This is a genomic window from Nocardioides sp. NBC_00850 (genome assembly GCF_045207335.1).
GTDB lineage: Bacteria > Actinomycetota > Actinomycetes > Propionibacteriales > Nocardioidaceae > Nocardioides.
The window spans coordinates 5,459,729-5,483,502 of sequence record NZ_CP108845.1 but is presented as its reverse complement, the minus strand read 5'-3'; the positions used below and the strand labels follow the sequence as shown (position 1 = coordinate 5,483,502).

The following is a 23,774-nucleotide window of genomic DNA, read 5'->3' as shown; positions in this document are numbered from 1 at the left end:
GTTGGCACCCGAGTGCCATCTCGGCCGACCGGGGTGACGCCTCGGCTGGCGGGGTCAGGCGAGGGTGACGACGATCCGGTCGCCGTTGACCTCGGGGGTGTCGGCCCACTCCTCGTCCTTGCCGGCGGACCAGGTGCGGCCGTCGTAGGCGATGGAGGTGGCGCCGAACTCGCTGGCCCGGGCGAGTACGTAGTGGGCGACGGCCCAGCCGTTGCGCTGGCCGGTCTCGCCGGCGTCGACGGGGATCACCACGGTGGTGCCGTCGACGCGGGCGCGGCCGACCATCTGGCCGAGCAGCTGGTTGACCTCGGTCTTGGTCGCCTGGGGCTTGCCGGATCCGGCCTCGGGCTCGTCGATCCGGCAGGTCAGCGCGGCGGGGGAGTAGCCGCTGATCGCGGAGGCGATCGCGCGGCCCTCGCCCTCGTGGTCGGCGTACGCCTCGGGGTAGGCCGAGCGCTGCACCTCCTGCGCCGCCTCGGTGACCACCATGTCCTCGTAGCCCTCGATCTTCACCAGCGCGTCGTAGAACTTGTTGGTGGCGTAGACCGGGTCCTGGACCTGCTCCTCGGTGCCCCAGCCCATCGACGGGCGCTGCTGGAAGAGGCCGAGCGAGTCCCGGTCACCGTGGCTGATGTTGTAGAGCTTCGACTCCTGGATCGCGGTCGCGATCGCGATCGTGGCCGCCCGCGCGGGCAGACCGCGCTTGAGCCCGAGCGCCGTGATCACGGCGGCGTTGCCCATCTGCTCGGGGTCGAAGCGCGCCTCGTACTCACCCGCGACCGCCGTGCACTGCTGCAGGTCGGGCAGGATCGAGTCCAGCTTGTCCGTCGCGGCCTGGACGACCCAGTAGATGCCGCCGGCGATCACGCTGAGCACCACCAGGGCGGTGAGAAGCTTCTTCAACTCGGCACTCTGCTCTTCGGTGAGAGTCAGTTGGCGTGGAGGGCGGCGTTGAGCTCGATGCCCTCGCCCTTCCACGGAACTGCCTCGATGGCGCCGCTGACCGAGTTGCGGCGGAAGAGGATGTTGGAGGCGCCGGAGAGCTCGCCGGCCTTCGTCACGGTGCCGTCGGGGAGCGTGACCTTGGTTCCGTACGTCACGTAGCACCCGGCCTCGACGACGGCGTCGTCGCCCAGGGAGATGCCGAGGCCGGAGTTGGCACCGAGCAGGCAGCGCTGGCCGATGGAGATGACGGCCTTGCCGCCACCCGAGAGCGTGCCCATGATCGAGGCGCCGCCACCGACGTCGGAGCCGTCGCCGACGACGACACCGCCGGAGATCCGGCCCTCGACCATCGAGGCGCCGAGGGTGCCGGCGTTGAAGTTGACGAAGCCCTCGTGCATCACGGTGGTGCCGGAGGCCAGGTGGGCGCCGAGGCGGACGCGGTCGGCGTCGCCGATCCGGATGCCGCTCGGGACGACGTAGTCGACCATCCGCGGGAACTTGTCCACGCCGTAGACGGTCACGTGCTGGCCGGCGGCGCGCAACCGGGCGCGGGTGAGCTCGAAGCCCTCGACGGCGCACGGGCCGGCGCTGGTCCACACCACGTTGGTGAGCAGGCCGAAGATGCCGTCGAGGTTCTGGCCGTGCGGCTGCACGAGGCGGTGGGAGAGGAGGTGGAGCCGCAGCCAGACGTCCTCGGTGGTCTCGGGCGCGGTCTCGAGGTCCTTGACCTCGACAAGGGCGACCCGCTGGGTGACCTGGCGCACCTCGTCGGCGCCTTCGAGCGCGGTCAGCTCGGCCGGCGCGGTCGCGTCGGCGGGCTTCTCGCCCAGCTGCGGTGCGGGGAACCACACGTCGAGCACACTGCCCTTGTCGGATCCAGTGTCGGCGGCGTACGTCACGAGGCCGAAGCCCCAAGCTGCATTCGTCACGGGGCGCAGTCTAGTGGCCGAGCCTGAGTGGTCCCTTATCGACGGTCTCGACGTGCGAACATGGACGGGTGAGCAAGAAGAGCGCGCCGCCGATGCCCCAGCTCCTCCAGGCCGAGGACGGCACCTGGACCCTGGAGATCCCCGGCGTGGCGACCAGCAAGGGTCACCCGGCGCCGGAGTGGGCGATGGCCAAGGGCGTCGAGGTCGTCCGCCGCGCCGCCTCCGACATCGTCCGCAGCTGGATCAACGGCAAGCCGGTCAGCGACGCCGAGAAGCAGGTGGTCCTGCTCGTCACCCGAGGTGACTCGCAGGTGTACGCCTGGCTCGACACCGCCTTCGCCGACGACAGCCCCCGCTAGGCCCCTAGCAGCAGCGGGCCTGCGGGTTGTGCTCCTTCTCGTCGGCCCGGTGACGCTCGAACGCGCGCCGGCTCATCGGCTCGACGCCCTCGCGCTCGCACCGAGCGACGTACTCGTCCCACTTCGCCTCCCCGGTCGCCTGGCGGAGCAGCCGCCAGGCACCGGAGACACGCTCGGTGAGCAGGCTCATGACACCGGCGCCTTCTGGGAGGCCTCCCACTCGCGTACGGCCTCCTTCTCCTCCTTGGTGGCGAAGAAGTCAGAGGGCGCGACGACCTTCGACTCGACCTTCGGAACCTCGGTGGTCGGCAGCGAACCACCGGCGCGGAGCGTCTTGACCACAGTCACCGCGGCGCCGGCGACGATCACGATCACCAGCAGCGCGAACGCTGCCTGCAGGATGCCGCTCTGGGTCGAGTTGTAGATGATCTGGTCGACGTCCCCGGGGGTCTTCGCAACCCCGTAGAGCTCACCGGCGTCGCGTGCCTCGCGCGCGGCAGAGGCCTGGGCGAAGTAGCCGATCGCGGGGTTGTCGCTGAACACCTTCTCCCAGCTCGCCGTCATGGTGACGATGAGGTCCCAGATCAGCGGGATGCCAGGCACCCAGGCGAACTTGGCCAGACCGTGCTTGAACATCAGCACCGTGGCCAGGGTCAGGGCGATCGCGGCGAGCAACTGGTTGGCGATGCCGAAGAGCGGGAACAGCTGGTTGATCCCGCCGAGCGGGTCACCGACGCCGATCCAGAGCATGTAGCCCCAGGCCAGTACGACCAGCGCGGAGGCCGACCAGGCCGCGGGTCGCCAGGAGGTGTCTGCGTAGCGCTTCCAGACGTTGCCGATCGTGTCCTGGAGCATGAACCGGCCCACGCGGGTGCCGGCGTCGACGGCGGTCAGGATGAAGAGCGCCTCGAACATGATCGCGAAGTGGTACCAGAAGGCGGCCAGGCCGCCACCGAACGCCTCGCTGAAGATCAGCGACATCCCGAACGCCAGGGTCGGGGCACCACCGGTGCGGGAGATGATCGTCTCCTCCACGCTGGCCGCGGCTGCCTCGAGGTCGGCCGGGGTGATCGAGAATCCGAGCCCGTTGACGAAGGCGGCGGCGGTCTCCGGGGTGCCGCCGGTCGCGCCGACGGCGGCGTTCATCGAGAAGTAGATGCCCTGGTCGATGACCGAGGCCGCGATGAGGGCCGAGATCGCCACGAACGACTCCATCAGCATGCCGCCGTAGCCGATCATGCGGACCTGGGACTCCTTGGCGACCATCTTCGGCGTCGTCCCCGAGGCGATCAGGGCGTGGAAGCCGGAAAGGGCGCCGCAGGCGATGGTGATGAAGACGAATGGGAACAGCTTGCCGGCGAAGACCGGACCCTCGCCGTTGGTGGCGAAGTCGGTGATGGCCTCGTTCTGCAGCGCCGGGGCCGCGAGGACCAGGCCGACGGCCAGCAGCACGATGACGCCCACCTTCATGAAGGTGGAGAGGTAGTCACGCGGGGTGAGCAGCATCCACACCGGGAGGATCGAGGCGACGAAGCCGTAGACGACCAGGCAGATCACCAGCGTCTCGTGGGAGAGGGTGAGGGCGTTGGCCAGGCCCATCTCCTCGACGTACCCACCACCGATGATGGCCAGCAGCAGCAGCGCGACGCCGATGACGGTCACCTCGCTGACGCGACCGGGGCGCAGGTAACGCAGGTAGAAGCCCATGAAGAGCGCGATCGGGATGGTGAGGCCGATCGAGAAGACACCCCACGGCGACTCCGCGAGCGCATTGACGACGACCAGCGCGAGCACCGCCAGGATGATGATCATGATCGCGAAGACGGCGATCAGCGCGGCCACGCCGGCGACGGTGCCGATCTCCTCACGCACCATCTGACCGAGGCTCTTGCCGTCGCGGCGCATCGAGAAGAACATCACGACCATGTCCTGCACGGCACCGGCGAAGATGACGCCGACGATGATCCAGATCGTGCCCGGCAGGTAACCCATCTGCGCGGCCAGCACCGGGCCGACCAGCGGACCGGCGCCGGCGATCGCGGCGAAGTGATGCCCGAAGAGCACTCGCCGGTCGGTGACGTCGAAGTCCTGCCCGTTCTCCAGCCGTTCGGCCGGGGTGGCCCGGGTGTCGTCGACCTTCAGCACCTTGTGGGCGATGAACTTCGAGTAGAACCGGTAGGCGATCGCGTACGAGGCCAGCGCGGCGAACAGGATCCACAGTGCCGAGACGTCCTCGCCTCGGGACAGGGCGAGCATGGCCCAGCAGACGGCGCCGACGACAGCGACGGCGGTCCAGATGATGATCGACTTCATGTTGGGCCCGGACCGTGGGCCCGAGCTGGTGGGGTTGGCGGTCGACGTCGACATGGTCTCCCTCTGATTCAGCGCGCGGTAACGGTCGTTGTGACCGCTGTCTCAGCCTAGTCTCAGGAAACCGCCTGGTGGGCGGGGGAGGGGCTACTGCCCGGTACGCCCGTCGATGACCTCCCGCAGCAGGTCGGCGTGACCTGCGTGGCGGGCGTACTCCTCGATCATGTGGACCAGGATGTCGCGGATGCTGGTCGGCTCGTCGCCGCGGCCGACGTCACGGGTCTCGCCGAGCACCGAGTCATCGATCGAGTCGAGCCACTCGTCGGCCGCCGCGACCTGCTCGCGCCAGCTCGCGAACGCCTCGTCGACCGACTCCTGGGTCGGCTCAACCTTGTGGAACCCGCCGGTGGGGTCGTCGGCATCGAGGCGCGGCAGCTCGAGGTTCTCCTTCAGCACCCGCTGGAACCAGCTCTGCTCGACCCGCGCCATGTGGCGGATCAGTCCGAGCAGACTGAGGTCGCTCGGCGGCACGCTCTGCTTGACGAGGTCCTCCGGACCGAGGTCCTGGCACTTGAGCTCGAGGGTGAGCCGGTAGTGGCGCAGGTAGTCCCGGTAGGTCGCCAGCTCTCCGACGGCCTGCTGCTCCTGGTGGCGTGGGTCCTCGGCCTCGGGAAGCCAGATTCCGCCGAAGCCCACCTGTCGCTGATCACTGCTCATGGGCTCACCCTCGCGGAACGAGCGCCTTTCGGCCAATGATTTCAGCCGGTGAAGCTGGGCGGCCGCTTCTCCAGGAACGCGTTGATGCCCTCGCGACCGGAGGCCGAGCCACCGAGCGCGGAGATCGACTGCGCCTCGCGGCGCAGCGCGGACTCGGGGTTGGGGTCGGCGACGTCGCGGATCAGGTGCTTGGTGCTTGCCAGCGCTTCCGGGGAGCCGGCGAGGAGGGTCGCGACGACCTCGTCGACAGCGGCGGCGAGCTCCTCGGCCGGTACGACGCGGGCGACCAGCCCGGCCTCGAGCGCCTCGGTCGCGGAGAGCATGTCGCCCAGCAGGGTCAGCCGGAGCACCCGGTGCAGGCCCAGGGTGTGTACGAGGAGCGACCCGCCGCCGTCGACCGACAGCCCGACCTTGGCGTAGGCCAGGCTGAACTTCGCCTTGTCGGCCGCGATCACGATGTCGGCGGCCGCGGCCAGCGGGAACCCGACCCCGGCGGCGGTGCCCTGGACCGCACTGACCACGATCGCGTCGCAGCGGACGAGCTCGGTGATGATCCGGTTGGCGCCCTCGGCGAGCTCGAGGATGAACGGCCCCAGGTCGTCGGCGGCGGCGAACCCGGCCAGGTCACCGCCGACGGAGAAGTACTTCCCCTCCGCCGCCAGCACGATCACGCGCGCCGAGTCGGCCTTCGCCCGCAGGATCGCCGCCAGCATCTCCGCGCCCGCCTCGGGCTTGAAGACGTTGCCCCGGTCCGGGTTGGTCATCGTGATGCGGGCGCAACCGTCGGCGTACTCGTAGCGAATCAGGCTCATGCGCGCATCCTGCCAGGTGCCGAGACGAGGTGTCCGCACACCGATATGGTCGCAACGTGATCACGGTGCGCCGGGTGGCGGTTGAGGAGACGTATCCGCTGCGGGCGAAGGTGTTGCGCAACGGTGGGCCGCCGGAGGCGGCGAGGGTGCCGGGGGATGACGGTCCCGAGGTCGCGACGTACGCTGCGCAGGATGTGGACGGGACGCTGATCGGGTGTGTCGGGCTCTTCCCGGAAGCATGCCCTGACCTGGCCGAACATCCCGGGAAGGGGTGGCGGATCCGGGGGATGGCGACGGCGGACGGATGGCGCGGCAAGGGTGTCGGAGCCGAGGTGCTGCAGGCGGCGCTGGACCATGTCGCGGCCAGAGGCGGCGGGCTGGTCTGGTGCAACGCGCGTACGCCGGCGGCAGCCTTCTACGCGAGGGCCGGGTTCGTCGAGATCGGTGAGCCGTGGGACGACCCCGAGATCGGTCCGCACGTGCGGATGTGGCGCGCGGTGTAATCGGGTTCGCGTGGCGGGCGCCGGGCGGCGTACTCTCTTCCTTACAGGCGTTCGAGCCGTCATCAGCGGCGAGCCCCGGGAAGAAAGCCTCCAGGTAGATCGAAGGCAAGTAGAACCCGGCGGGAGTGGCCCGTCACAGCCGAGAATGAGTGGCCCTGGTTTCGACAAGCTCAACCACCGGTGGAGCGTGGCCGACCAGGACAAGCAGGGTGGTACCGCGGTCGAAAGATCGTCCCTGTGGTGAAGACAACCCACTACCACCCAGCAGGAGATGCGTCGATGGCCTATCCGAAGGTCAACTCAGCCAAAGTCCCGGCCAGCCCACGCTTCCCGGAGATCGAGACGCAGATTCTCGATTACTGGAAGAAGGACGGGACCTTCCAGGCGAGCATCGACAACCGCGACGCCGGGGAGAACGGCGAGAACGAGTTCGTCTTCTACGACGGCCCGCCGTTCGCCAACGGCCTGCCGCACTACGGCCACCTGCTGACCGGCTACGTGAAGGACATCGTCCCGCGCTACCAGACGATGCGTGGCAAGCGCGTCGAGCGGCGCTTCGGGTGGGACACCCACGGCCTGCCCGCCGAGCTCGAGGCGATGCGCCAGCTCGGCCTGAAGACGACCGACGAGATCGTCGAGATGGGGATCGACAAGTTCAACGCGGCCAGCCGCGCCTCGGTGCTGAAGTACACCGGCGAGTGGCGCGACTACGTCACCCGCCAGGCGCGCTGGGTGGACTTCGACCACGACTACAAGACCCTCAATCCCGACTACATGGAGTCGGTGATCTGGGCGTTCAAGACGCTCTACGACAAGGGCCTGGTCTACGAGGGCTTCCGCGTCCTGCCCTACTGCTGGCAGGACGAGACCCCGCTGTCCAACCACGAGCTGCGGATGGACGACGACGTCTACAAGGACCGCCAGGACCCCGCGGTCACCGTGGGCTACGCGCTCGATGCAACCGGTGAGGACGAGGTCCTCGACAACGCCCACATCCTGATCTGGACCACCACGCCCTGGACCCTGCCGTCCAACCTCGCCGTCATGGTCGGCTCCGAGATCGACTACGTCGTGGTCGAGGGCCCGGTCCCGGGCACGGACAAGACGGCCAAGTACGTCCTCGCGGAGGCTCGCCTCGCGGCGTACCAGAAGGAGCTCTTCCCCGACGCCGAGGAGGCGACGGTCCTGGGCCGCTACAAGGGAGCCGAGCTGCTCGGCCGCACCTACCAGCCGCCGTTCTCCTACTACGCCGGTCACCAGAACGCCTTCCGGGTCGTGGCCGCCGACGACGCCGTCACCACCACGGACGGCACCGGGGTCGTCCACACCGCCGGTGCGTTCGGTGAGGTCGACAAGGAGGTGACCGACCGCGAGAACATCGAGGCGGTCATGCCGGTCGGCAAGGACGGGCGCTTCACCGCGCCGGTGGTCGACTATGCCGGTGTCCAGGTCTTCGACGCCAACCTGCAGATCATCGACCACCTCAAGGCGGTCACCCGCGGCGAGGCCGGAGGATCGGTGACGGCGGGCACGATCCTGCTGCGCCGCGAGTCCTACAACCACTCCTACCCGCACTGCTGGCGCTGCCGTCAGCCGTTGATCTACAAGGGCGTCTCGAGCTGGTTCGTCGAGGTCACCAAGATCAAGGACCGGATGCTCGAGCTCAACCAGCAGATCCGCTGGGTGCCCGAGCACATCCAGGACGGCCAGTTCGGCAAGTGGCTGGAGAACGCACGCGACTGGTCGATCACCCGCAACCGTTTCTGGGGCTCGCCGGTGCCGGTGTGGAAGTCCGACGACCCGGCCTACCCGCGCCTGGACGTCTACGGCTCGTTCGAGGAGCTGGAGCGCGACTTCGGCACCCTTCCGAAGGACGCCGAGGGCAACCCCGACCTGCACCGTCCGTACGTCGACGACCTGGTCCGTCCCAACCCGGACGACCCGACGGGCAAGTCGATGATGCGCCGGGTCTCCGACGTCCTCGACGTCTGGTTCGACTCCGGGTCGATGTCGTTCGCCCAGAACCATGTCCCGTTCGAGAACGAGGAGTGGTTCCAGCACCACTTCCCGGGCGACTTCATCGTCGAGTACATCGGCCAGACCCGTGGCTGGTTCTACACCCTGCACATCCTGGCGACCGCGCTCTTCGACCGCCCGGCGTTCTCGAGCTGCATCAGCCACGGCATCGTGCTGGGCTCGGACGGCCAGAAGATGTCCAAGAGCCTGCGCAACTACCCCGACGTCAACGAGGTCTTCGACCGCGACGGCGCCGACGCGATGCGCTGGTTCCTGATGTCTTCGCCCATCCTTCGCGGCGGCAACCTGGTCGTCACCGAGCAGGGCATCCGGGATTCCGTACGCCAGGTGATGATCCCGCTGTGGAACAGCTGGTACTTCTTCCAGCTCTACGCCAACGCGGCCGATCTGGAGACCACCGGCTCGACGGCTTCCGAGGACCCGCTGGACCGCTACGTCCTGGCCAAGCTGCGCGACTACGTCGCCGAGATGACCTCGGCGATGGACGACTACTACGTCGCCGAGGCCTGCGAGGCGACCCAGCGGTTCATCGACGTGCTCACGAACTGGTACATCCGGCGGAGCCGGGAGCGGTTCTGGAACGAGGACAAGGCCGCCTTCGACACCCTCTACACGGTCCTGGAGACCGTGACCCGCCTGGTCGCGCCGCTGCTGCCGCTGACCACCGAGGAGATCTGGCGCGGTCTGACCGGTGGCCGCTCGGTGCACCTGGCCGACTACCCGGTCGTCGAGGACCTGCCTGCCGACGCCGACCTGGTCGCCCGGATGGACGCGGTGCGCACGGTCTGCTCCTCGACCTCCGCCCTGCGCAAGGCCCGCAAGCTCCGCAACCGCCTGCCGCTCGGTGGCCTGACGGTCGTCGGTGCCGACATCGCCGGCTTCGAGGAGATCGTCGCCGACGAGGTCAACGTCAAGTCCGTCCGGCTGCTCGCCGCCGACTCCGAGGAGGCCGACACCTACGGCATCGAGCAGCGGCTCGCCGTCAACGCCCGCGCCGCCGGTCCGCGGCTGGGCAAGGACGTACAGAAGGCCATCAAGGGCTCCAAGTCCGGTGACTGGTCGGTCTCCGATTCCGGCGAGGTCGTCGCCGGAGGCTTGGCGCTGGAGGAGGGTGAATACACCCTGGAGACCGTCGCCGGTGCCGCCTCCGACGACATCGCCGTCTCGATGCTGCCCACCGGTTTCATCGTCCTGGACACGGTCGTCACCCCCGAGCTCGCCGCCGAGGGCCTCGCCCGCGACCTGATCCGCGCGGTCCAGCAGGCCCGCAAGGACTCCGGCCTCAACGTCGAGGACCGCATCACCCTGTCGGTGACCGGCTCCGAGACCGTACGCCAGGCAGCCACCACCCACGCCGACCTGATCTCCCGCGAGACCCTCGCCACGACGTACGACGTGGTCGACTCGCTCGAGGGCAACCCGGTCGACCTGGGCGACGGCGAAAAGGCTCAGATCGCGGTCACGAAAGCCTGATCGCACGACAACCTAGGAGGGCTGGAGCCATACATCGGCACCAGCCCTCCTAGGTTTCGAGGGGCCGGTGTCGGTGGGCGCCGTTAGCGTCATCGGTGTGGGTGCTGTTGTCGACTTCGAGTGGTACTCGACCCTCCTGCAGCTGCAGGCAGGGGTGGTCTCGCGCGCCCAGCTCACCGAGTCCGGGTGGACGAAGTCGGACATCAAGAGCGCCGTACGTCACAACGAGCTGCGTCGCGTGCATCCACGTGTCTATGTGAACCACACCGGCCCGCTGACCTTCGAGCAGCGCAGCTGGGCGGCGATCCTCTACGCCGGCAGGTCGGCGATCTGCGGGCCTACGCTGGCGGCGCCAGGGACGCAGCGGGAGAGCGATCCGATCCATGTCGCCATCGACCAGAAGCGTCGGGTCGACCCACAGCCGGGGATCGTTCTCCATCGTATGGTCGACCTCGCCGACCACATGTTCCCCGATGTCCTGCCCCGGTTGCGGCTCGAGGACAACCTGCTGCTGATGGCCGGCGAGGCCAACGACGAGATCGATGTGATCGGGGTGCTCGGTCGCGGGATCGGGCGCCGTGGCGTGAGCGTCGGCGAGGTACGCATGGCGTTGAACCGGTTTCCGAGGCTCCGCCGGCGTGCCTGGATCGCGGACGTGCTCAACGATCTCGCGACAGGAGCCGACTCAGTCCTCGAGCACGGCTACCTCACCAAGGTGGAACGCGCCCACGGGCTCCCGCTCGGCACTCGCCAGGCGCTCAGGCGCACATCAGGCGGCAACCAGTATCGCGACGTCGACTACGAGGCGTACGGGCTGGTGGTCGAGCTTGACGGCCGTATCGGTCACGACTCGTGGGACGACCAGGGAAAGGACGCCGACAGGGACCTCGACGACCTCGCCCTGGCGAACCGCATGACGGCAAGACTGCGCTGGCGGCAGATCTACGGGACGCCATGTCGCACAGCGACGAGGATCGCCAGAATCCTGGCGAAAGCCGGCTGGAAGAAGCGCCCGACCCCCTGTGGCGACGACTGTCAGCTGGGAACCTAGGAGGGCTGTAGCCCATATCCGGCTACTACCCTCCTAGGTCGGGCTAGGTTTGTGGCGTGCAGGGGCCGACGTTTCGCGAGCTGGTGGTGCAGGCGCTGTCGTCGGTGGAGCATGGCTACGACCTGCTTGCGCCGAAGTTCGACGCGACGCCGTTCCGGACGCCGGACTGGATGCTGGCCGCGACGATCACCGCGCTGCGGGAGTACGGGCCGTTCGAGCGAGGGCTCGATGTGTGCACCGGCACCGGGGCGGGGCTGGAGCTGCTCGCGGAGGCGACCGCGGAGCGGCCGACGGGGGTCGACTTCAGCGTTGGGATGCTCGAGCAGGCCAGGGCCGCGCACCCCGACGCCGATCTGGTGCGGGCGGATGCTCGCGCGCTGCCGTTCGAGGCTGCGTACGACCTGGTGGTGAGCTTCGGGGCGCTGGGGCACTTCCTGCCGGAGGAGCGGCCGGCGCTCTTCGACGGCATCCATCGGGCGCTGCGACCGGGCGGGGTGTTCGCGCTGCCGGTCAGTCGGGCGCCGGGGCCGACCCACCCAGCGTACTGGCTGCTCTCCGGCTTCGACCTGGTCATGCGGGTGCGCAACGCGGTGTGGCGGCCGAAGTTCGTCATGTACTACCGCACCCATCCCAGGGTGGCGCTCTTCGCCGACCTGGCCAACGCCGGGTTCACTGTCGAGACGACGCCGATGCCCGGTGTCGGCGAGCTGATCATCGCTCGCCGACCACCGGGCTGACGTCCGCAGACACCTCAGGCGCGGCGCGGGTTGCGCTCCGCGAGCCGGGCGGCGATGACGGGGATGATCACCACCGCGGCGATGAGGTGGGAGATCACCAGCATGATGTTGGTGGCGTAGGAGTCGGTGACGGCGATCAGGCTGGGCACCATCGAGAGCGCCGTCAGGGTCCAGGCGGTGCGCTTCCAGGTCGAGCGCGGACGCTTGGCGAAACGGGCCAGGCAGACGGCGATGATGATGCCGATCAGACCGAGCTCGGCGACGGCCCAGGCGAGCCCGGTCGCGGGGATCGCGGCGGGATCGACGCCGGTGCCGGGGAGTGCGACGTTGAACGGCACCCCGACCGCGCGGGCGACGAACTCGTAGACGCCGGTGACCAGGGCGCCGACAAGGACGGCGGTGACGCTGACGAGCCAGACCGGCATCCGCGCAGCGAACTGACCGCGGGAGGTGGTCGTGGCCTGGGTGTAGGTGCTGGTGCTCATGATGGTGCCTCTCGTCCTGTGGTGGTGGTTTGGCGCGGTCCGTCTGGCCGCTTCTCACTCACTCCACGAACGGCTCGACACCGATCCGACAGGTTCCGGGAAAAAAGTTCTGCACGACGAAGATCACACCCTCCGGGGCTTTCATCCGAAGGTAAGTTAGGTGAGCCTTAACCGGCATGACCCGCAAACCTCGGATCGCGAAGCTGCTGAGCCCCCTGATCGGGCTGTTCGGCCTCCTGTTCACCGCCAGTGGCGCCGCCACCTACTACCTGGCCCACACCCAGCTGAAGGCGCAGGAGATCACCGTCGCCGACGACGCCTCCTTCCTCGCCGGAGACAACGTCGACGGCCCGTTCTCCGCCTACGCCCAGGCGGCCACAGTCGAGAAGCACGCCCTCGGGATCACCAAGGGCAAGACGTACGCCGAGCTCGCACAGGAGGACCCGATCCGCGAGGTCGCGGCGGAGTCGTCATTCGTACGCGCCTCCCTGCTGACCGCGGTCACCGCCTTCGGCCTCTCGGCGCTGGTCGCCGGCCTGGGCGTCGTGCTGCTCTTCGTCGCCTTCGCGCTCGGTTCGCTGACCCGGGCCGTCGCGCCGGCGAAGGAGAAGGCCGGGGAGGAGCCCGACGGCCTCGAGCCGGCCACCGCCTGACCCCCACCCATTCGCCAACGGGCCCGAGAAGGCATCGCCTTCCCGGGCCCGTTCTCCCGTTCTCAGCCCAGGCGCCGGAACGCGCGGACGGAGAGCAGGACGAAGACCGCCAGCAGAACCGCGGGCCAGGCCAGCGCCAGAAGCGTCGCGTGGTCGGCGAGCACGCCGGAGGTGATCCCGGTCGGGTTGCCGAAGAGGTCGCGGCAGGCCGTGGCCGTCGCCGAGACCGGGTTCCAGGCGGCGATGAAGCCGAGCCAGCCGGGCATCGTCTCGGGGGAGACGAACAGGCTCGAGCAGAACCCCAGCGGCCACACCAGCACCTGCACCATCGTCAGCGCACCCTCCATCCGCAGGGTCAGCCCGAGGAAGATGCCCAGCCACAGCATCGCCAGCCGCAGCCAGAGCAGGAGCCCGACCGCTGCCGCTGCCTCGAGGAACGAGCCCTCGATCCGCCACCCGATCAACAGCCCGCCGAGCATCAGGACGCCCAGCTGGACCGCCGAGTTGCCCAGGTCGGCGATCGCCCGCCCCAACGGCACTGCGAGACCGCTCATCGGCAGCGACCGGAACCGGTTGGTGACGCCGCGCTTGGTGTCCTCGGTGACCACGGCCATGGTGCCGTCGATGCCGAACATCATCGTCAGCGCGAGCACTCCGGGCAGCAGATAGGGCAGGTACGACCCGCCGCCCGGCATCTCGATCGCGCCGCCGAACAGGTAGCCGAAGATCAGCAGCATCATGATCGCGAACAGGATCCCGAACACCGGTCCCCACGGCTCACGCTGCCAGTGCTTGAGGTCGCGGAGGGTGATCACCCAGGTCTGGGTCACGGTCTGTCGCAGGCTGGAGGAGAGACCTGAAGTCAGATCAGTCATCGGGCGGCTCCTTCAGGATCGGGTACGTGGCCGGGGGCGGTCAGATGGAGGAACACCTCGTCCAGGGTCGGTCTGCGCAGCAGCACGTCATCGACCGTGATGCCGGCGGAATCGAGGGTGCGTACGACCTCCACGACCGCGGCACCGCCGCCGGCCGCGCCGGCCTCGACGGTGACCTCGTGCCGGTCGGGGTCGACGACGGCGGCGGAGCCGAGGACGCCGGCCATCCGGGCGAGGTCGTCCGGCCCCGTCGCGGTGATGATCACCCGATCGCCGCCGAGATCGCTCTTGAGCGCCGACGGGGTGCCCTCGGCGATCACCCGGCCCGCGCCGAGCACGGTGACCATGCCGGCGAGCTGGTCGGCCTCGTCCAGGTACTGGGTGGTCAGCAGCACCGTCGTCCCGTCGGCGACCACCTGCCGCACCATCTCCCAGACCTCGTGACGGCCGCGCGGGTCCAGCCCGGTGGTCGGCTCGTCGAGGAAGAGGATCCGCGGACGGGTGACCAGACCGGCGGCGATGTCGAGGCGCCGCCGCATCCCGCCGGAGTAGCCCGAGACCTTCCGGTCGGCGGCCTCGGTGAGGCCGAAGGCGTCGAGGAGCTCGCCGGCGCGGCGTACGGCATCGGGTTTCGGCAGGCCGTGCAGGCGGCCGAACATCACCAGGTTCTCCCGGCCGTGGAGGGCCTCGTCGAGCGCGGCGCTCTGCCCGACCAGGCCGATCGTGGAGCGGACCCGGGCGGGGTGGCGTACGGCATCGTGGCCGCCGACGCGCACCTCACCGGCGTCCGGCCGGGTCAGGGTCGCGAAGACGTTCACCGCGGTCGACTTGCCGGCGCCGTTGGGTCCCAGCAGGGCGTGCACGGTGCCGGTGGTGACCTCGAGGTCGAGGCCGTCGAGCGCCTGGGTGTCGCGGTAGCGCTTGCGTACGCCGCGCGCGGACAGGGGAGTCGAGGTCATCGGCCCACCTCGATCCGGAACACGCCGCAGCGGCCGGCGACCGCCTCGAACGCCTCCGGCGTCACCGCCGTGACCACGCCGGCGTCGAGCATGATCTTCGCGCCGTCCGTCATCCGCTCCGGCCAGGCCCGGAGCACGGTCAACGCCTCCTCGCGCTCCACCTCAACGAGACGCACCTCCTCGGTGTCCTTGCCGACCCGGAGAGTGGCGCGGCCGGCGGCGGCGCGTACGTTGCGGGCCCAGTCGGCTCCCGGGAAGCCTTCGAGCAGGTAGCGCCGTCCGTCCAGGTCCAGGACCGAGAGCGGGGTGCTGCGGGGTTTGCCGCTCGCGCGGCCCGGCACGGTGAGCACCGGCAGCTCCTTCATTCCGAGCCCGGTCTTCGACAGGGTCATGAAGACCTTGTTCATCGGCTTGAGCCAGCGCGGCGGGACCGGCTTCGCGTCGTTCGGCATACACGTTCCTCCAATTTCGTACGTTGTACGAAGATGTCAACGGAGTGACTGTAGCATTTGTTCCGTACGACGTACGAAATTATTTGGGATGAGGTTACGATGAGCGACGTGCCGGACCAGCCAGACCAGTCGGACCCCTCCCTGCGCCTGCTGTGGCGCCATCGGGCGGGAACGCGCGAGGAGCCGAAGACCAAACGCGGCCCGAAGCAGAAGGTGAGCGTCGACGAGATCGTCGACGCCGCGATCGAACTCGCCGACGCCGAGGGCCTGGCCGCCGTGACGATGCGCGCGATCGCCCAGCGCTTCGGCCTGGGGACGATGACGCTCTACTCCTACGTGCCCAACCGGGACGCGCTGCTGGTGCTCATGGCCGATCAGGTGACCGGCCGCGCCGAGCTCCCGGAGCTGCCGGAGGATCCGCGCAAGCGCCTCGAGCTGATCGCCAACCTCACGCACGACGAGCTCCGGGCCCATCCGTGGCTGCTCGAGGTGCAGGACGTACGCCCCTGGCTGGGTCCCAACATGAGCGACCGCTACGAGTGGCAGCTGCGGGCGGTCGACGGTCTCGGGCTCTCCGACCTGGAGATGGACCAGACGGTCGCGGTGCTGATCGGCTTCGCGGGCAACATCGCCCGCAGCGAGCTCATGAAGCGCCGCGCCGAGCAGGTCACGGGGATGACCGAGTCAGAGTGGTGGGAGGCCAACTACGACACGCTGAACGAAGTCATGGCGGGCAGCCACTATCCACTGGCCAACCGGGTCGGCACCGCTGCCGGCGAGGCCTATCAGGCGGCCAGCGACCCCGCGCGCGAGCTCGACTACGGGCTGGCCCGGATCATCGACGGCGTGCTCGCGCACGTGGGCCGTTAGCCGACGCTGCGGCGGGCAGGGTCGGCGAGCCGCTGCGACAGGTGCGCGACCAGGTCGGCGGAGTCGTCGCGAGCGCCGTCGATGTAGGTCGAGCGCCGGCGCCGCAGCACCGGGAGCCCGGTGACGTAGAGGCCGGGCAGGTCGGTGACGCCGCCGTCGTGGCGGATCGCGCCCTTGCGGTCGAAGACGTCGGCGTCGAGAAAGCCGTGGTCCGGCTTGATGCCGGTCGCCCAGACGACGGAGCCGATCTCGCCCGAGGTCAGCGACGCCGAAAGCACGGGCTCGGGCACGCGGGTCGGCTCGAGCCGCTCCCCGGACCCGCCGAAGGCCTGGTCGATGCCGTTCAGCAGCCGGTTGGCCTTGAGGTCGGCGAGAGCAGCCATGTTGGTCAGCGAGCCCGAGAAGAGCACCTCGCCGTCGCGCAGCGCGGCCAGCTTGCCGACCACGCGTACGCCTGCATCCTGCAGCGTGTTGAGGTCGAGCGTTGTGGTGCCGCCGACGAGCTGGAAGGAGGAGAGCCGCCGGGCGCGGGTGATGTCGTCGAGCTCGTCCCAGCGCTCGTCGAGGATGCCGGCCTCCTCGATCCAGGCGAAGATGTCGCGCCCGCGGTAGCGGCGCGGCACCCGGACGTGCTCGCCGACCGCGAGGGTGACCTGGCGGCCCGAGGCCTGCAGCTCCGCCGCGATCTGTACGCCGCTGGCGGCCGCCCCGACCACCAGCACGCCGCCGGGCGGCAGCTGCGAGGGGCGCCGATAGTCGATGGCGTGCACCGAGGGCAGCCCGGGCGGGAGGTCGTCGGCGAGGGTGGGCACGACGCCGCGTACCGAACCGGTGGCGAGCACGACCTGCTCCACCGACCACGGACCCGCGGAGGTCTCGACCAGGAAGCCGCTCCGGTCGGGGGAGACGCGGTGGACCTCGACGTTCTCGTGCACCGGCGCCGCGATCACGTCGGCATAGCCGGTGACCAGCGAGGCGACCTGCGCGGCGGTGAGGAACTCGTCGGCCTCCGCGGGGCCGAGCAGCGGGTCGGCGAGCCCGGGCAGCCGGTTCATCCAGCCCGGGGTCAGCAGGCGGAGCGAGTCCCAGCGCTGGGTGCGCCACGAGTGAGCGACCTGCCCGCGCTCGAGGACGACATGGTCGATCCCTTCGGCGCTGAGTCGGTGGCTCACTGCGAGGCCGCTGTGCCCCGCCCCGATCACCGCGACGGTGGTGCGGCGAGACGGGACACTCGTTGTCACGAGACCGAGACGCTGACCGCGGTCGGGTTGGTGAGGATGTCGAAGACGGCCGAGCGCTTCTGGGACTGCGCGACCAGCGCCTCGATGTCCTCGGGGGAGGCGTCGGCGTCGATCGAGTAGTTCACGCGTACGCCGGTGAAGCCGTTGCGTACGTCCGCGTCGGCGCCGAGGATGCCGCGGATGTCGTGGTCGCCCTCGATGGTCGCGGTCACTGAGTTGAGCTGGATGCCCCGCTGCTGGGCGACGGCGGCGACGCCGGCCGTCAGGCAGCCGCCGAGCGCGACCAGGACGGTCTCGACCGGCGTGGGGCCCTGGTTGTCGGCGGCGAACTGGGGCGGGTGGTCGCCGTCGGACTCGAAGGAGCGCTGGGTCTCCTGCTCTTCGCCGAGGCCGAAGAAGCCCTCGACCTTGCTCTTGGAGTGGGTGCCCTTGACCCAGGTGTTGGTGGCGCGCCAGGTGAACTTGGCTGCCTCCGGGGCCTCCTGCAGGGCGGCACGTGCGCCGAGCAGGGCGGCGACGTTGACGCCGTTGTCGACGGTGGTCTCTGTCATGGTGGTTCCTCGTTTCGATGGGTGTGGATGGGGCGGTGGAGGCGAGTCAGGCCAGTGAGACGTTGATCGGGACGGCGCTGCCTAGCGTGTGGCCGACGGGCGAGCTGGCGAGCACCTTGGCGTGGAGCGCCTCGAGCTCCTCGCGGGGTGCCTCGGACGCGATCGTCACCGTCGCGTCGATCGTGTCGAAGCCGGCGTGGCCCTCGGCGAGGCCGAGGAAGACCGTGAGGTCGACGTCGCCCTTGAGGTCGATGCGCAGGTCGTCGAGCTCGATCCCGGCGACCGAGGCGTTCGCCGCGTAGCCGACGGCGAGGCAGTTGCCCAGAGCGCCGAGAAGCTGCTCGACGGGGTTGGCGGCGGTGTCGCCGCCGCCAAGACCTGCGGGCTCGTCGGACGGCGTGGGCTCGAAGGATCGGATCTTCGCCTCGGATGCGAAGGCGCCCTTCCAGGTCACGTGGGCGGCCCAGGTGGTGCGCGCCTTGGCGGGATCGTCCTGGATCGCCTGGACGAGGTTGCCGACGGCGGCGAGGTCGACATCGTTGAGCTGTGTCGTTGAATCGATGCTCATGAGAACGCTCCGGAGTCGAGGGAGTGGATTAATCGAGATAATAGACTAACTAACTCGACTAAAGAAGGAGTCTCACCGCCCGCTCGGGCGCGAGGTGATCACCCCGGTGTCGAACCCGGCCAGGTGCAGGCCGCCGTGGAAGCGGGCGTGCTCGATCTTGAGGCAGCGGTTCTGTACGACGCTCAGCCCTGCCGCGCGCGCCGCCTCCGCGGCCTCGTCGTTGATCAGCCCGAGCTGGAACCACACGACCGGCGATCCCAGCGCGACCACCTCGTCGACGACCGCGGGCAGGTCGCTCGCCCTCCGGAAGACGTCGACGATGTCTGGGGTCTCCGGGAGATCCGCCAGGCTCGCGTAGACCGGCTGCCCGAGCACCTCGCGACCTGCGGCGTTCGGGTTGATGAAGTAGAGCCGGTAGTCGGTGTCCTGGGTGAGGTAGGTGGCGACGTAGTAGCTCGACCGCGCGGTGTTGGGGGAGAAGCCGACGATCGCGATCGACCTCGCTGCCCGGAGGAGCCCCTGCCGCTCGCGTGCGGTCGGCTCGTGGGGAATCTGCGGGATGGCCATCAGATCTCCTTCCTGGTCGAAGCGAAGCCCGAGACGGTTGGTACGGCTGCCGTGAACGCCTGGTCGAGGTCGTAGATGATGTCGTCGGCGTCCTCGATGCCGACGCTGATCCGCACCAGCCCGGGCGTGACGCCGGCCTCGGCCAGCCGTGCCTCGCTGAGCTGGCGGTGGGTGGTGGAGGCGGGGTGGATCACCAGGGTCTTGGCGTCGCCGATGTTGGCCAGATGGCTGGCGAGCTCGACGGACTCGATGAACCGCTCGCCGGCGGTGCGACCGCCTCTGACGTCGAAGGAGAAGACGCTGCCGGGCCCCTTGGGCAGATACTTCTGCGCTCGCGCATGGTGCGGGTGCGAGGGCAGGCCGGCCCAGCGTACGTTCTCGACCCGGTCGTCGGCATCGAGCCACTCGGCGACGATCCGCGCGTTCTCGACGTGGCGCTGGACCCGCAGGGACAGGGTCTCGACGCCGAGGGCGAGCTGCCAGGCGGACTGCGGGCTCAGCGTCGCGCCGACGTTGCGCAGGTGCTCGGCGCGCAGCCGGGTGAGGAAGGCGTACTCGCCGAAGTTGCCCCACCACGACAGCCCGCCGTAGTGCTCGACCGGCTCGTGGAAGAGCGGGAACCGCTCGGGCGAGTACTCGAAGCGGCCCGACTCGACGACGACTCCGCCGAGCGTGGTCCCGTGTCCGCCGAGGAACTTGGTGGCCGAGTGCACCACGATGTCGGCGCCCCACTGGATCGGCCGGGACAGGTACGGCGTCGGGATCGTCGAGTCGACCACGAACGGCACCCCGTGCGCGTGCGCGACGTCGGCCAGTCCCTCCAGGTCCGCGATGTCGCCGGACGGGTTGGCGACGGTCTCGGCGAAGACGAGCTTGGTCTCGGGGCGGATCGCCGCGGCGTACGCCTCCGGGTCGGTCGAGGAGACGAAGGTCGTCTCCACGCCGAACCGGCGCAGGGTGACGTCGAGCTGGGTGACCGAGCCGCCGTAGAGCTGGGCGGAGGCGACGATGTGGTCGCCGGCGCCGGCCAGGGAGGCGAAGGTGACGAACTCGGCGGAGAGGCCAGAGGCGGTGGCGACCGCCCCGATGCCACCTTCCAGGGAGGCCAGACGCTCCTCGAACGCGGCCACGGTCGGGTTGCCGACGCGGGTGTAGATGTTGCCGTACTTCTGCAGTGCGAAGCGCGCGGCGGCATCGGCGGTGTCGTCGAAGACGAACGACGCCGTCTGGTAGATCGGCAGCGCCCGGGCGCCGCTGACGCCGTCGGGGATGTTGCCGGCGTGGATCGCACGGGTGTTGAAGCCGTACGCGTGGTCACTCATGAACCAACTCCAGTTCGATCGTTGAGGAAGCTCCGGACGAGGTCGTGGTAGCCCGGCGGGTCGAGGAGGAACGAGTCGTGTCCCCAGGTCGAGGCGATCTCGTGGCGCTCGACGTCGACGCCCGCGCGGCGCAGCTCCTTCTCGATCAGGACCGAGTGGGAGGTGGCGAAGCGCCAGTCGGAGTCGAAGGAGATGACCTGGAACCGGGTGTCCCGGATCCGCTCGGCGAAACCCGCCGAGGCGAACGGGTCGAAGTAGTCGAGGAGGCGGGAGAGGTAGAGGTAGGAGAGCGCGTCGAAGCGGTCGACGAACGAGCGCGCCTGGTGGTCGAGATAGCTCTCCACCTCGAAGTCGATCCCGAATCCCGGGGTGGCGCCGCGCCGCGACCGGCCGAACTTCGCCTCCAGCCCGGGCTCGGAGACGTACGTGACGTGGCCGAGCATCCTCGCCACCGAGAGTCCGTCGGCGGGGACCACGCCGTGGTCCGGGTAGCGTCCGCCGCGGAAGTCGGGGTCGCGCAGGATCGCCTGCCGGGCGACGTTCGAGAGCGCTATGTTCTGGGCGCTCAACCGGGCCGAGGCGGCGACGAGGACCGTCCGCTCGATCTGACCGGGTGCATCGGCGGCCCACTGCAGGACCTGCATGCCGCCCAGCGATCCGCCGATAGCCGCGTAGAGCTTCTCGATGCCGAGGTGGTCCAGCAGCCGGCGGTGGACGGTGACCAGGTCGGCGACCGAGATCAGCGGGAAGTCGAGCCCCCAGGCCCGGCCGGTGGTGGGATCGGTCGAGGACGGCCCGGTGGTGCCTCGGCAGCCGCCGAGGAGATTCGCACAGACCACGAAGAACCGGTCCGTGTCTACCGGCCTCCCGGGTCCCACCATCGTCGGCCACCACGTCACGGCCTCGGCGTCGCCGGTGAGCGCGTGGGCGATGAAGACGACGTTGTCGCGGGCGGATGCCAGCTCGCCGTAGGTGGCGTAGGCGACGTCGACGGGCGCCAGTGTGTCGCCGCCGGACAGGTGGAGCGGGTCGGCCTCGTCGAAGAGGCGGGCATGCCGCACCGTGGCCATCGACACCCCTCTCTCCATTAAGTCGAGTTTCTAACTACAGAATGTAGCGTGCGTGCCGAGCCCGCGGAGGGATGTCCGGCATCCAGGCGACAGGTCCCCGCGTGATCTCTCATGGAGGGCTGGTTGACTAGCGCCTGTGACAACCAGTCCTGACACTCCCGAGATCGACCTGACGACCGACGTGGTGACGCTGACCCGGCAGCTGATGGACATCGACTCGGTGAGCCTCAACGAGCTGGGGCTGGCCGACGCCGTGGAGCGCGCGCTGGCTGTGTACGACCACCTCGTCGTCGAGAGGCGGGGCAACTCGGTCGTGGCGCGCACCGACCTCGGCCTCCCCGAGCGCGTCGTCATCGCCGGCCACCTCGACACGGTGCCGGTCAACGGCAACTTCCCCAGCCGCTTCGACGAGGCCACCGGCATCCTGCACGGGCTCGGCGCCTGCGACATGAAGTCCGGTGACGCGGTCATCCTCAAGCTCGCCGCCACTCTTCAGACGCCCAACCGCGACGTGACGTACGTCTTCTACGACGCGGAGGAGATCGAGGCCGTCCACAACGGTCTCGGCAAGCTCGCGGCCAGCGAGCCCGACCTCCTCGCCGGAGACTTCGCGATCCTGATGGAGCCCTCGAACGCCGGCGTCGAGGCCGGCTGTCAGGGCACGCTGCGGGTCGAGGTACGCACCACCGGCGAGCGCTCCCACAGCGCCCGCTCCTGGCGCGGCGTCAACGCCATCCACAAGGCCGGCGAGGTGCTCCGCCGCCTGGAGTCGTACGTCCCGCGCAAGCCGGTCATCGACGGGCTGGAGTATCACGAGGGCCTCAACGCGGTCTTCGTCGCCGGGGGAGTGGCCGGCAACGTGATCCCCGACGAGTGCGTGGTGACGGTCAACTTCCGCTTCGCGCCGGACCGGAGCGAGGAGGAGGCGCTGGCGTTCGTGACCGAGTTCTTCGAGGGCTACGACGTCACCCTGACCGACTCGGCCCCGGGCGCGCTGCCCGGCCTGGACCGGCCGGCGGCGAAGGACTTCATCGCCGCCGTCGGCGGCGAGGTCGGACCCAAGTTCGGCTGGACCGATGTGGCGCGGTTCACGGTTCTCGGCATACCGGCGGTCAACTATGGTCCAGGTGACCCGATGTTCGCCCACAAGGCCGACGAGCACGTGCGGATCTCCGAGATCACCGCGTGCGAGCAGGCCCTTCGTGATTGGTTGACCGCATGACCCGACGCAGCGGCTCCGGCCCACGCCCCACCAAGGGGCGGCCCGCCGGCAGCACCACCGACCAGCGACTGCTGGACAGCTCCGGCCACGGCGACTGGGTCCACACCGATCCGTGGCGGGTCATGAAGATCCAGGCCGAATTCGTCGAGGGGTTCAACGACCTCTCCGAGATCGGTCCGGCGATCAGCGTCTTCGGGTCCGCGCGCACGCCCCAGGACCACCCGACCTACGCCCAGGCCGAGGCGATCGGCCGCGGCCTGGCCGAGGCCGGCTTCGTGGTGATCACCGGCGGCGGCCCGGGCACGATGGAGGCGGCCAACAAGGGCGCTCTCGAGGCCGGTGGCGAGTCGATCGGCCTCGGCATCGAGCTGCCCTTCGAGGCCAGGCTCAACGACTACGTCAACTTCGGGCTCAACTTCCGCTACTTCTTCGTGCGGAAGATGATGTTCGTGAAGTACTCCCAGGGCTACATCGTCATGCCCGGCGGTCTCGGCACCATGGACGAGCTCTTCGAGGCGATGACGCTCTCCCAGACCAAGAAGATCACCCAGTTCCCGATCGTGCTGATGGGCGTCGAGCACTGGCAGGGGCTGCTCGACTGGATGCGCGAGACGATGCTGGCCGACGGCCGTATCAAGCAGAGCGACCTGGACATGATCACCCTCACCGACGACGTGGACGAGGCGGTCGAGCTGATGCAGAAGGCGCGTGACTGACTGATGGGTTGGATCTTCGCGGCACTCATCGTGCTGGCTCTCGGAGGAGTCGCCCTCATAGCCGCCGGGACGGGCGCGCCGATGGGGGAGGAGTACGGCGACCAGCCCGACGCTCTGGTGCCCCGCGACCGCGTCCTGGAGGCGGCAGACCTGCGTCACGTACGTTTCTCGGTGGCCTTCCGCGGCTACCGGATGGACGAGGTGGACGCTCTGATCGCCCGCCTTGCCGAGGAGGCAGAATGGCGTGAGTCGACCGCGGCCGGGGATGCCGGTGCCGAGGTCGGAGTCGGGGGACTCACATCACATACGCCCGAGCCCGATTCGGGCTCGCCCGACGTCTAGGACAGAAT

26 protein-coding genes are annotated in these 23,774 nt (G+C 69.3%); 10 read left to right on the top strand and 16 right to left on the bottom strand.

Going from position 1 to position 23,774, the window contains the following annotated elements:
* Positions 1-54: 54 nt before the first annotated feature.
* Complete coding sequence (locus tag OH802_RS26555) at positions 55-903, bottom strand: hypothetical protein (protein ID WP_406023377.1); 849 nt, start codon at positions 901-903, stop codon at positions 55-57.
* Between the two features lie 26 nt (positions 904-929).
* A complete protein-coding gene (dapD, locus tag OH802_RS26550; protein ID WP_406023376.1) occupies positions 930-1,874 on the bottom strand; it encodes a 2,3,4,5-tetrahydropyridine-2,6-dicarboxylate N-succinyltransferase in 945 nt (314 codons plus the stop codon).
* A gap of 68 nt (positions 1,875-1,942) precedes the next feature.
* Here dapD and OH802_RS26545 point away from each other — a divergent pair, with 68 nt between their 5' ends.
* Positions 1,943-2,233: a hypothetical protein gene (locus OH802_RS26545; protein WP_406023375.1), complete on the top strand. Its 291-nt coding sequence runs from the start codon at positions 1,943-1,945 to the stop codon at positions 2,231-2,233.
* A 4-nt stretch (positions 2,234-2,237) separates the two neighbouring features.
* On the opposite strand, the gene OH802_RS26540 is transcribed toward OH802_RS26545, so the two are convergent.
* The 4 genes from OH802_RS26540 to OH802_RS26525 all read right to left on the bottom strand — a co-directional run bounded on the left by OH802_RS26540 (position 2,238) and on the right by OH802_RS26525 (position 6,072).
* Positions 2,238-2,423, bottom strand: coding sequence for a YbdD/YjiX family protein (locus OH802_RS26540; protein ID WP_406023374.1), 186 nt, complete (start codon positions 2,421-2,423; stop codon positions 2,238-2,240).
* On the bottom strand, positions 2,420-4,600 hold the full coding sequence (locus OH802_RS26535; protein ID WP_406023373.1) for a carbon starvation CstA family protein: 2,181 nt from the start codon (positions 4,598-4,600) through the stop codon (positions 2,420-2,422). The genes OH802_RS26540 and OH802_RS26535 overlap by 4 nt, the downstream gene beginning before the upstream one ends.
* Positions 4,601-4,690: 90 nt before the next feature.
* Positions 4,691-5,260 (bottom strand): DinB family protein, encoded by a 570-nt coding sequence (locus OH802_RS26530; protein ID WP_406023372.1) that lies wholly within the window; start codon positions 5,258-5,260, stop codon positions 4,691-4,693.
* Between the two features lie 41 nt (positions 5,261-5,301).
* Positions 5,302-6,072 carry an enoyl-CoA hydratase/isomerase family protein gene (locus tag OH802_RS26525; protein ID WP_406023371.1) on the bottom strand — a complete coding sequence of 257 codons (771 nt, stop codon included), beginning with the start codon at positions 6,070-6,072 and terminating at the stop codon, positions 5,302-5,304.
* Positions 6,073-6,128: 56 nt separating this feature from the next.
* On the opposite strand from OH802_RS26525, the gene OH802_RS26520 reads away from it, so the two are divergent.
* The 4 genes from OH802_RS26520 (at position 6,129) to OH802_RS26505 (ending at position 11,873) form a co-directional block, all read left to right on the top strand.
* Positions 6,129-6,575 (top strand): GNAT family N-acetyltransferase, encoded by a 447-nt coding sequence (locus OH802_RS26520; protein WP_406023370.1) that lies wholly within the window; start codon positions 6,129-6,131, stop codon positions 6,573-6,575.
* A 279-nt stretch (positions 6,576-6,854) separates the two neighbouring features.
* Entirely contained in the window at positions 6,855-10,085 is a 3,231-nt protein-coding gene (gene ileS, locus OH802_RS26515) for an isoleucine--tRNA ligase (protein ID WP_406023369.1), read from the top strand.
* Between the two features lie 97 nt (positions 10,086-10,182).
* Positions 10,183-11,136: a type IV toxin-antitoxin system AbiEi family antitoxin domain-containing protein gene (locus OH802_RS26510; protein ID WP_406023368.1), complete on the top strand. Its 954-nt coding sequence runs from the start codon at positions 10,183-10,185 to the stop codon at positions 11,134-11,136.
* Positions 11,137-11,192: 56 nt separating this feature from the next.
* Positions 11,193-11,873 (top strand): class I SAM-dependent methyltransferase, encoded by a 681-nt coding sequence (locus tag OH802_RS26505; protein WP_406023367.1) that lies wholly within the window; start codon positions 11,193-11,195, stop codon positions 11,871-11,873.
* Between the two features lie 14 nt (positions 11,874-11,887).
* On the opposite strand, the gene OH802_RS26500 is transcribed toward OH802_RS26505, so the two are convergent.
* Positions 11,888-12,358 carry a DUF6069 family protein gene (locus OH802_RS26500; protein WP_406023366.1) on the bottom strand — a complete coding sequence of 157 codons (471 nt, stop codon included), beginning with the start codon at positions 12,356-12,358 and terminating at the stop codon, positions 11,888-11,890.
* A gap of 176 nt (positions 12,359-12,534) precedes the next feature.
* On the opposite strand from OH802_RS26500, the gene OH802_RS26495 reads away from it, so the two are divergent.
* Positions 12,535-13,011: an aromatic ring-opening dioxygenase LigA gene (locus tag OH802_RS26495; RefSeq protein ID WP_406023365.1), complete on the top strand. Its 477-nt coding sequence runs from the start codon at positions 12,535-12,537 to the stop codon at positions 13,009-13,011.
* Positions 13,012-13,073: 62 nt separating this feature from the next.
* Here OH802_RS26495 and OH802_RS26490 read toward each other — a convergent pair whose 3' ends face one another.
* From OH802_RS26490 to OH802_RS26480, 3 genes are read right to left on the bottom strand one after another with little or no spacing between them, the layout of a single operon-like run.
* The gene (locus OH802_RS26490) at positions 13,074-13,886 is read right to left on the bottom strand and encodes an ABC transporter permease (protein ID WP_406023364.1); all 813 of its coding nucleotides are present in this window, start codon (positions 13,884-13,886) and stop codon (positions 13,074-13,076) included.
* Complete coding sequence (locus OH802_RS26485; protein ID WP_406023363.1) at positions 13,883-14,845, bottom strand: ATP-binding cassette domain-containing protein; 963 nt, start codon at positions 14,843-14,845, stop codon at positions 13,883-13,885. Before OH802_RS26485 ends, OH802_RS26490 begins: the two co-directional genes overlap by 4 nt.
* The gene (locus tag OH802_RS26480; RefSeq protein ID WP_406023362.1) at positions 14,842-15,297 is read right to left on the bottom strand and encodes a nitroreductase/quinone reductase family protein; all 456 of its coding nucleotides are present in this window, start codon (positions 15,295-15,297) and stop codon (positions 14,842-14,844) included. The genes OH802_RS26485 and OH802_RS26480 overlap by 4 nt, the downstream gene beginning before the upstream one ends.
* Before the next feature lie 99 nt (positions 15,298-15,396).
* Here OH802_RS26480 and OH802_RS26475 point away from each other — a divergent pair, with 99 nt between their 5' ends.
* On the top strand, positions 15,397-16,167 hold the full coding sequence (locus OH802_RS26475) for a TetR/AcrR family transcriptional regulator (RefSeq protein WP_406023361.1): 771 nt from the start codon (positions 15,397-15,399) through the stop codon (positions 16,165-16,167).
* Here OH802_RS26475 and OH802_RS26470 read toward each other — a convergent pair.
* From OH802_RS26470 to OH802_RS26445, 6 genes are all read right to left on the bottom strand, one after another.
* A complete protein-coding gene (locus OH802_RS26470) occupies positions 16,164-17,408 on the bottom strand; it encodes an NAD(P)-binding domain-containing protein (RefSeq protein ID WP_406023360.1) in 1,245 nt (414 codons plus the stop codon). The two genes, OH802_RS26475 and OH802_RS26470, sit on opposite strands and share 4 nt — an antisense overlap.
* Positions 17,405-17,959 carry an OsmC family protein gene (locus tag OH802_RS26465; RefSeq protein WP_406023359.1) on the bottom strand — a complete coding sequence of 185 codons (555 nt, stop codon included), beginning with the start codon at positions 17,957-17,959 and terminating at the stop codon, positions 17,405-17,407. Before OH802_RS26465 ends, OH802_RS26470 begins: the two co-directional genes overlap by 4 nt.
* A 46-nt stretch (positions 17,960-18,005) precedes the next feature.
* Positions 18,006-18,527, bottom strand: coding sequence for an OsmC family protein (locus OH802_RS26460; protein ID WP_406023358.1), 522 nt, complete (start codon positions 18,525-18,527; stop codon positions 18,006-18,008).
* Between the two features lie 72 nt (positions 18,528-18,599).
* The gene (locus OH802_RS26455; protein WP_406023357.1) at positions 18,600-19,094 is read right to left on the bottom strand and encodes a CoA-binding protein; all 495 of its coding nucleotides are present in this window, start codon (positions 19,092-19,094) and stop codon (positions 18,600-18,602) included.
* A complete protein-coding gene (locus tag OH802_RS26450) occupies positions 19,094-20,416 on the bottom strand; it encodes an O-acetylhomoserine aminocarboxypropyltransferase/cysteine synthase family protein (protein ID WP_406023356.1) in 1,323 nt (440 codons plus the stop codon). Before OH802_RS26450 ends, OH802_RS26455 begins: the two co-directional genes overlap by 1 nt.
* Complete coding sequence (locus OH802_RS26445; RefSeq protein WP_406023355.1) at positions 20,413-21,486, bottom strand: homoserine O-acetyltransferase; 1,074 nt, start codon at positions 21,484-21,486, stop codon at positions 20,413-20,415. The genes OH802_RS26450 and OH802_RS26445 overlap by 4 nt, the downstream gene beginning before the upstream one ends.
* A 136-nt stretch (positions 21,487-21,622) precedes the next feature.
* Between OH802_RS26445 and dapE the strand changes: the two genes are divergently transcribed.
* Genes dapE through OH802_RS26430 form a run of 3 tightly spaced genes read left to right on the top strand, consistent with a single transcriptional unit; the run spans position 21,623 to position 23,766 of the window.
* Positions 21,623-22,708 carry a succinyl-diaminopimelate desuccinylase gene (gene dapE / locus OH802_RS26440; RefSeq protein WP_406023354.1) on the top strand — a complete coding sequence of 362 codons (1,086 nt, stop codon included), beginning with the start codon at positions 21,623-21,625 and terminating at the stop codon, positions 22,706-22,708.
* Complete coding sequence (locus OH802_RS26435) at positions 22,705-23,424, top strand: TIGR00730 family Rossman fold protein (RefSeq protein WP_378835715.1); 720 nt, start codon at positions 22,705-22,707, stop codon at positions 23,422-23,424. The genes dapE and OH802_RS26435 overlap by 4 nt, the downstream gene beginning before the upstream one ends.
* A 3-nt stretch (positions 23,425-23,427) precedes the next feature.
* A complete protein-coding gene (locus OH802_RS26430; protein WP_406023353.1) occupies positions 23,428-23,766 on the top strand; it encodes a DivIVA domain-containing protein in 339 nt (112 codons plus the stop codon).
* The last annotated feature ends 8 nt before the right edge of the window (positions 23,767-23,774 follow it).

Bases quoted from the DNA above. Each gene is read 5' to 3' on its own strand.
- OH802_RS26540 (WP_406023374.1), bottom strand. From the start codon at position 2,423: ATGAGCCTGCTCACCGAGCGTGTCTCCGGTGCCTGGCGGCTGCTCCGC.
- OH802_RS26535 (WP_406023373.1), bottom strand. From the start codon at position 4,600: ATGTCGACGTCGACCGCCAACCCCACCAGCTCGGGCCCACGGTCCGGG.
- OH802_RS26530 (WP_406023372.1), bottom strand. From the start codon at position 5,260: ATGAGCAGTGATCAGCGACAGGTGGGCTTCGGCGGAATCTGGCTTCCC.
- OH802_RS26525 (WP_406023371.1), bottom strand. From the start codon at position 6,072: ATGAGCCTGATTCGCTACGAGTACGCCGACGGTTGCGCCCGCATCACG.
- ileS (WP_406023369.1), top strand. From the start codon at position 6,855: ATGGCCTATCCGAAGGTCAACTCAGCCAAAGTCCCGGCCAGCCCACGC.
- OH802_RS26500 (WP_406023366.1), bottom strand. From the start codon at position 12,358: ATGAGCACCAGCACCTACACCCAGGCCACGACCACCTCCCGCGGTCAG.
- OH802_RS26495 (WP_406023365.1), top strand. From the start codon at position 12,535: ATGACCCGCAAACCTCGGATCGCGAAGCTGCTGAGCCCCCTGATCGGG.
- OH802_RS26490 (WP_406023364.1), bottom strand. From the start codon at position 13,886: ATGACTGATCTGACTTCAGGTCTCTCCTCCAGCCTGCGACAGACCGTG.
- OH802_RS26485 (WP_406023363.1), bottom strand. From the start codon at position 14,845: ATGACCTCGACTCCCCTGTCCGCGCGCGGCGTACGCAAGCGCTACCGC.
- OH802_RS26480 (WP_406023362.1), bottom strand. From the start codon at position 15,297: ATGCCGAACGACGCGAAGCCGGTCCCGCCGCGCTGGCTCAAGCCGATG.
- OH802_RS26475 (WP_406023361.1), top strand. From the start codon at position 15,397: ATGAGCGACGTGCCGGACCAGCCAGACCAGTCGGACCCCTCCCTGCGC.
- OH802_RS26465 (WP_406023359.1), bottom strand. From the start codon at position 17,959: ATGACAGAGACCACCGTCGACAACGGCGTCAACGTCGCCGCCCTGCTC.
- OH802_RS26460 (WP_406023358.1), bottom strand. From the start codon at position 18,527: ATGAGCATCGATTCAACGACACAGCTCAACGATGTCGACCTCGCCGCC.
- OH802_RS26455 (WP_406023357.1), bottom strand. From the start codon at position 19,094: ATGGCCATCCCGCAGATTCCCCACGAGCCGACCGCACGCGAGCGGCAG.
- OH802_RS26450 (WP_406023356.1), bottom strand. From the start codon at position 20,416: ATGAGTGACCACGCGTACGGCTTCAACACCCGTGCGATCCACGCCGGC.
- OH802_RS26445 (WP_406023355.1), bottom strand. From the start codon at position 21,486: ATGGCCACGGTGCGGCATGCCCGCCTCTTCGACGAGGCCGACCCGCTC.
- OH802_RS26435 (WP_378835715.1), top strand. From the start codon at position 22,705: ATGACCCGACGCAGCGGCTCCGGCCCACGCCCCACCAAGGGGCGGCCC.
- OH802_RS26430 (WP_406023353.1), top strand. From the start codon at position 23,428: ATGGGTTGGATCTTCGCGGCACTCATCGTGCTGGCTCTCGGAGGAGTC.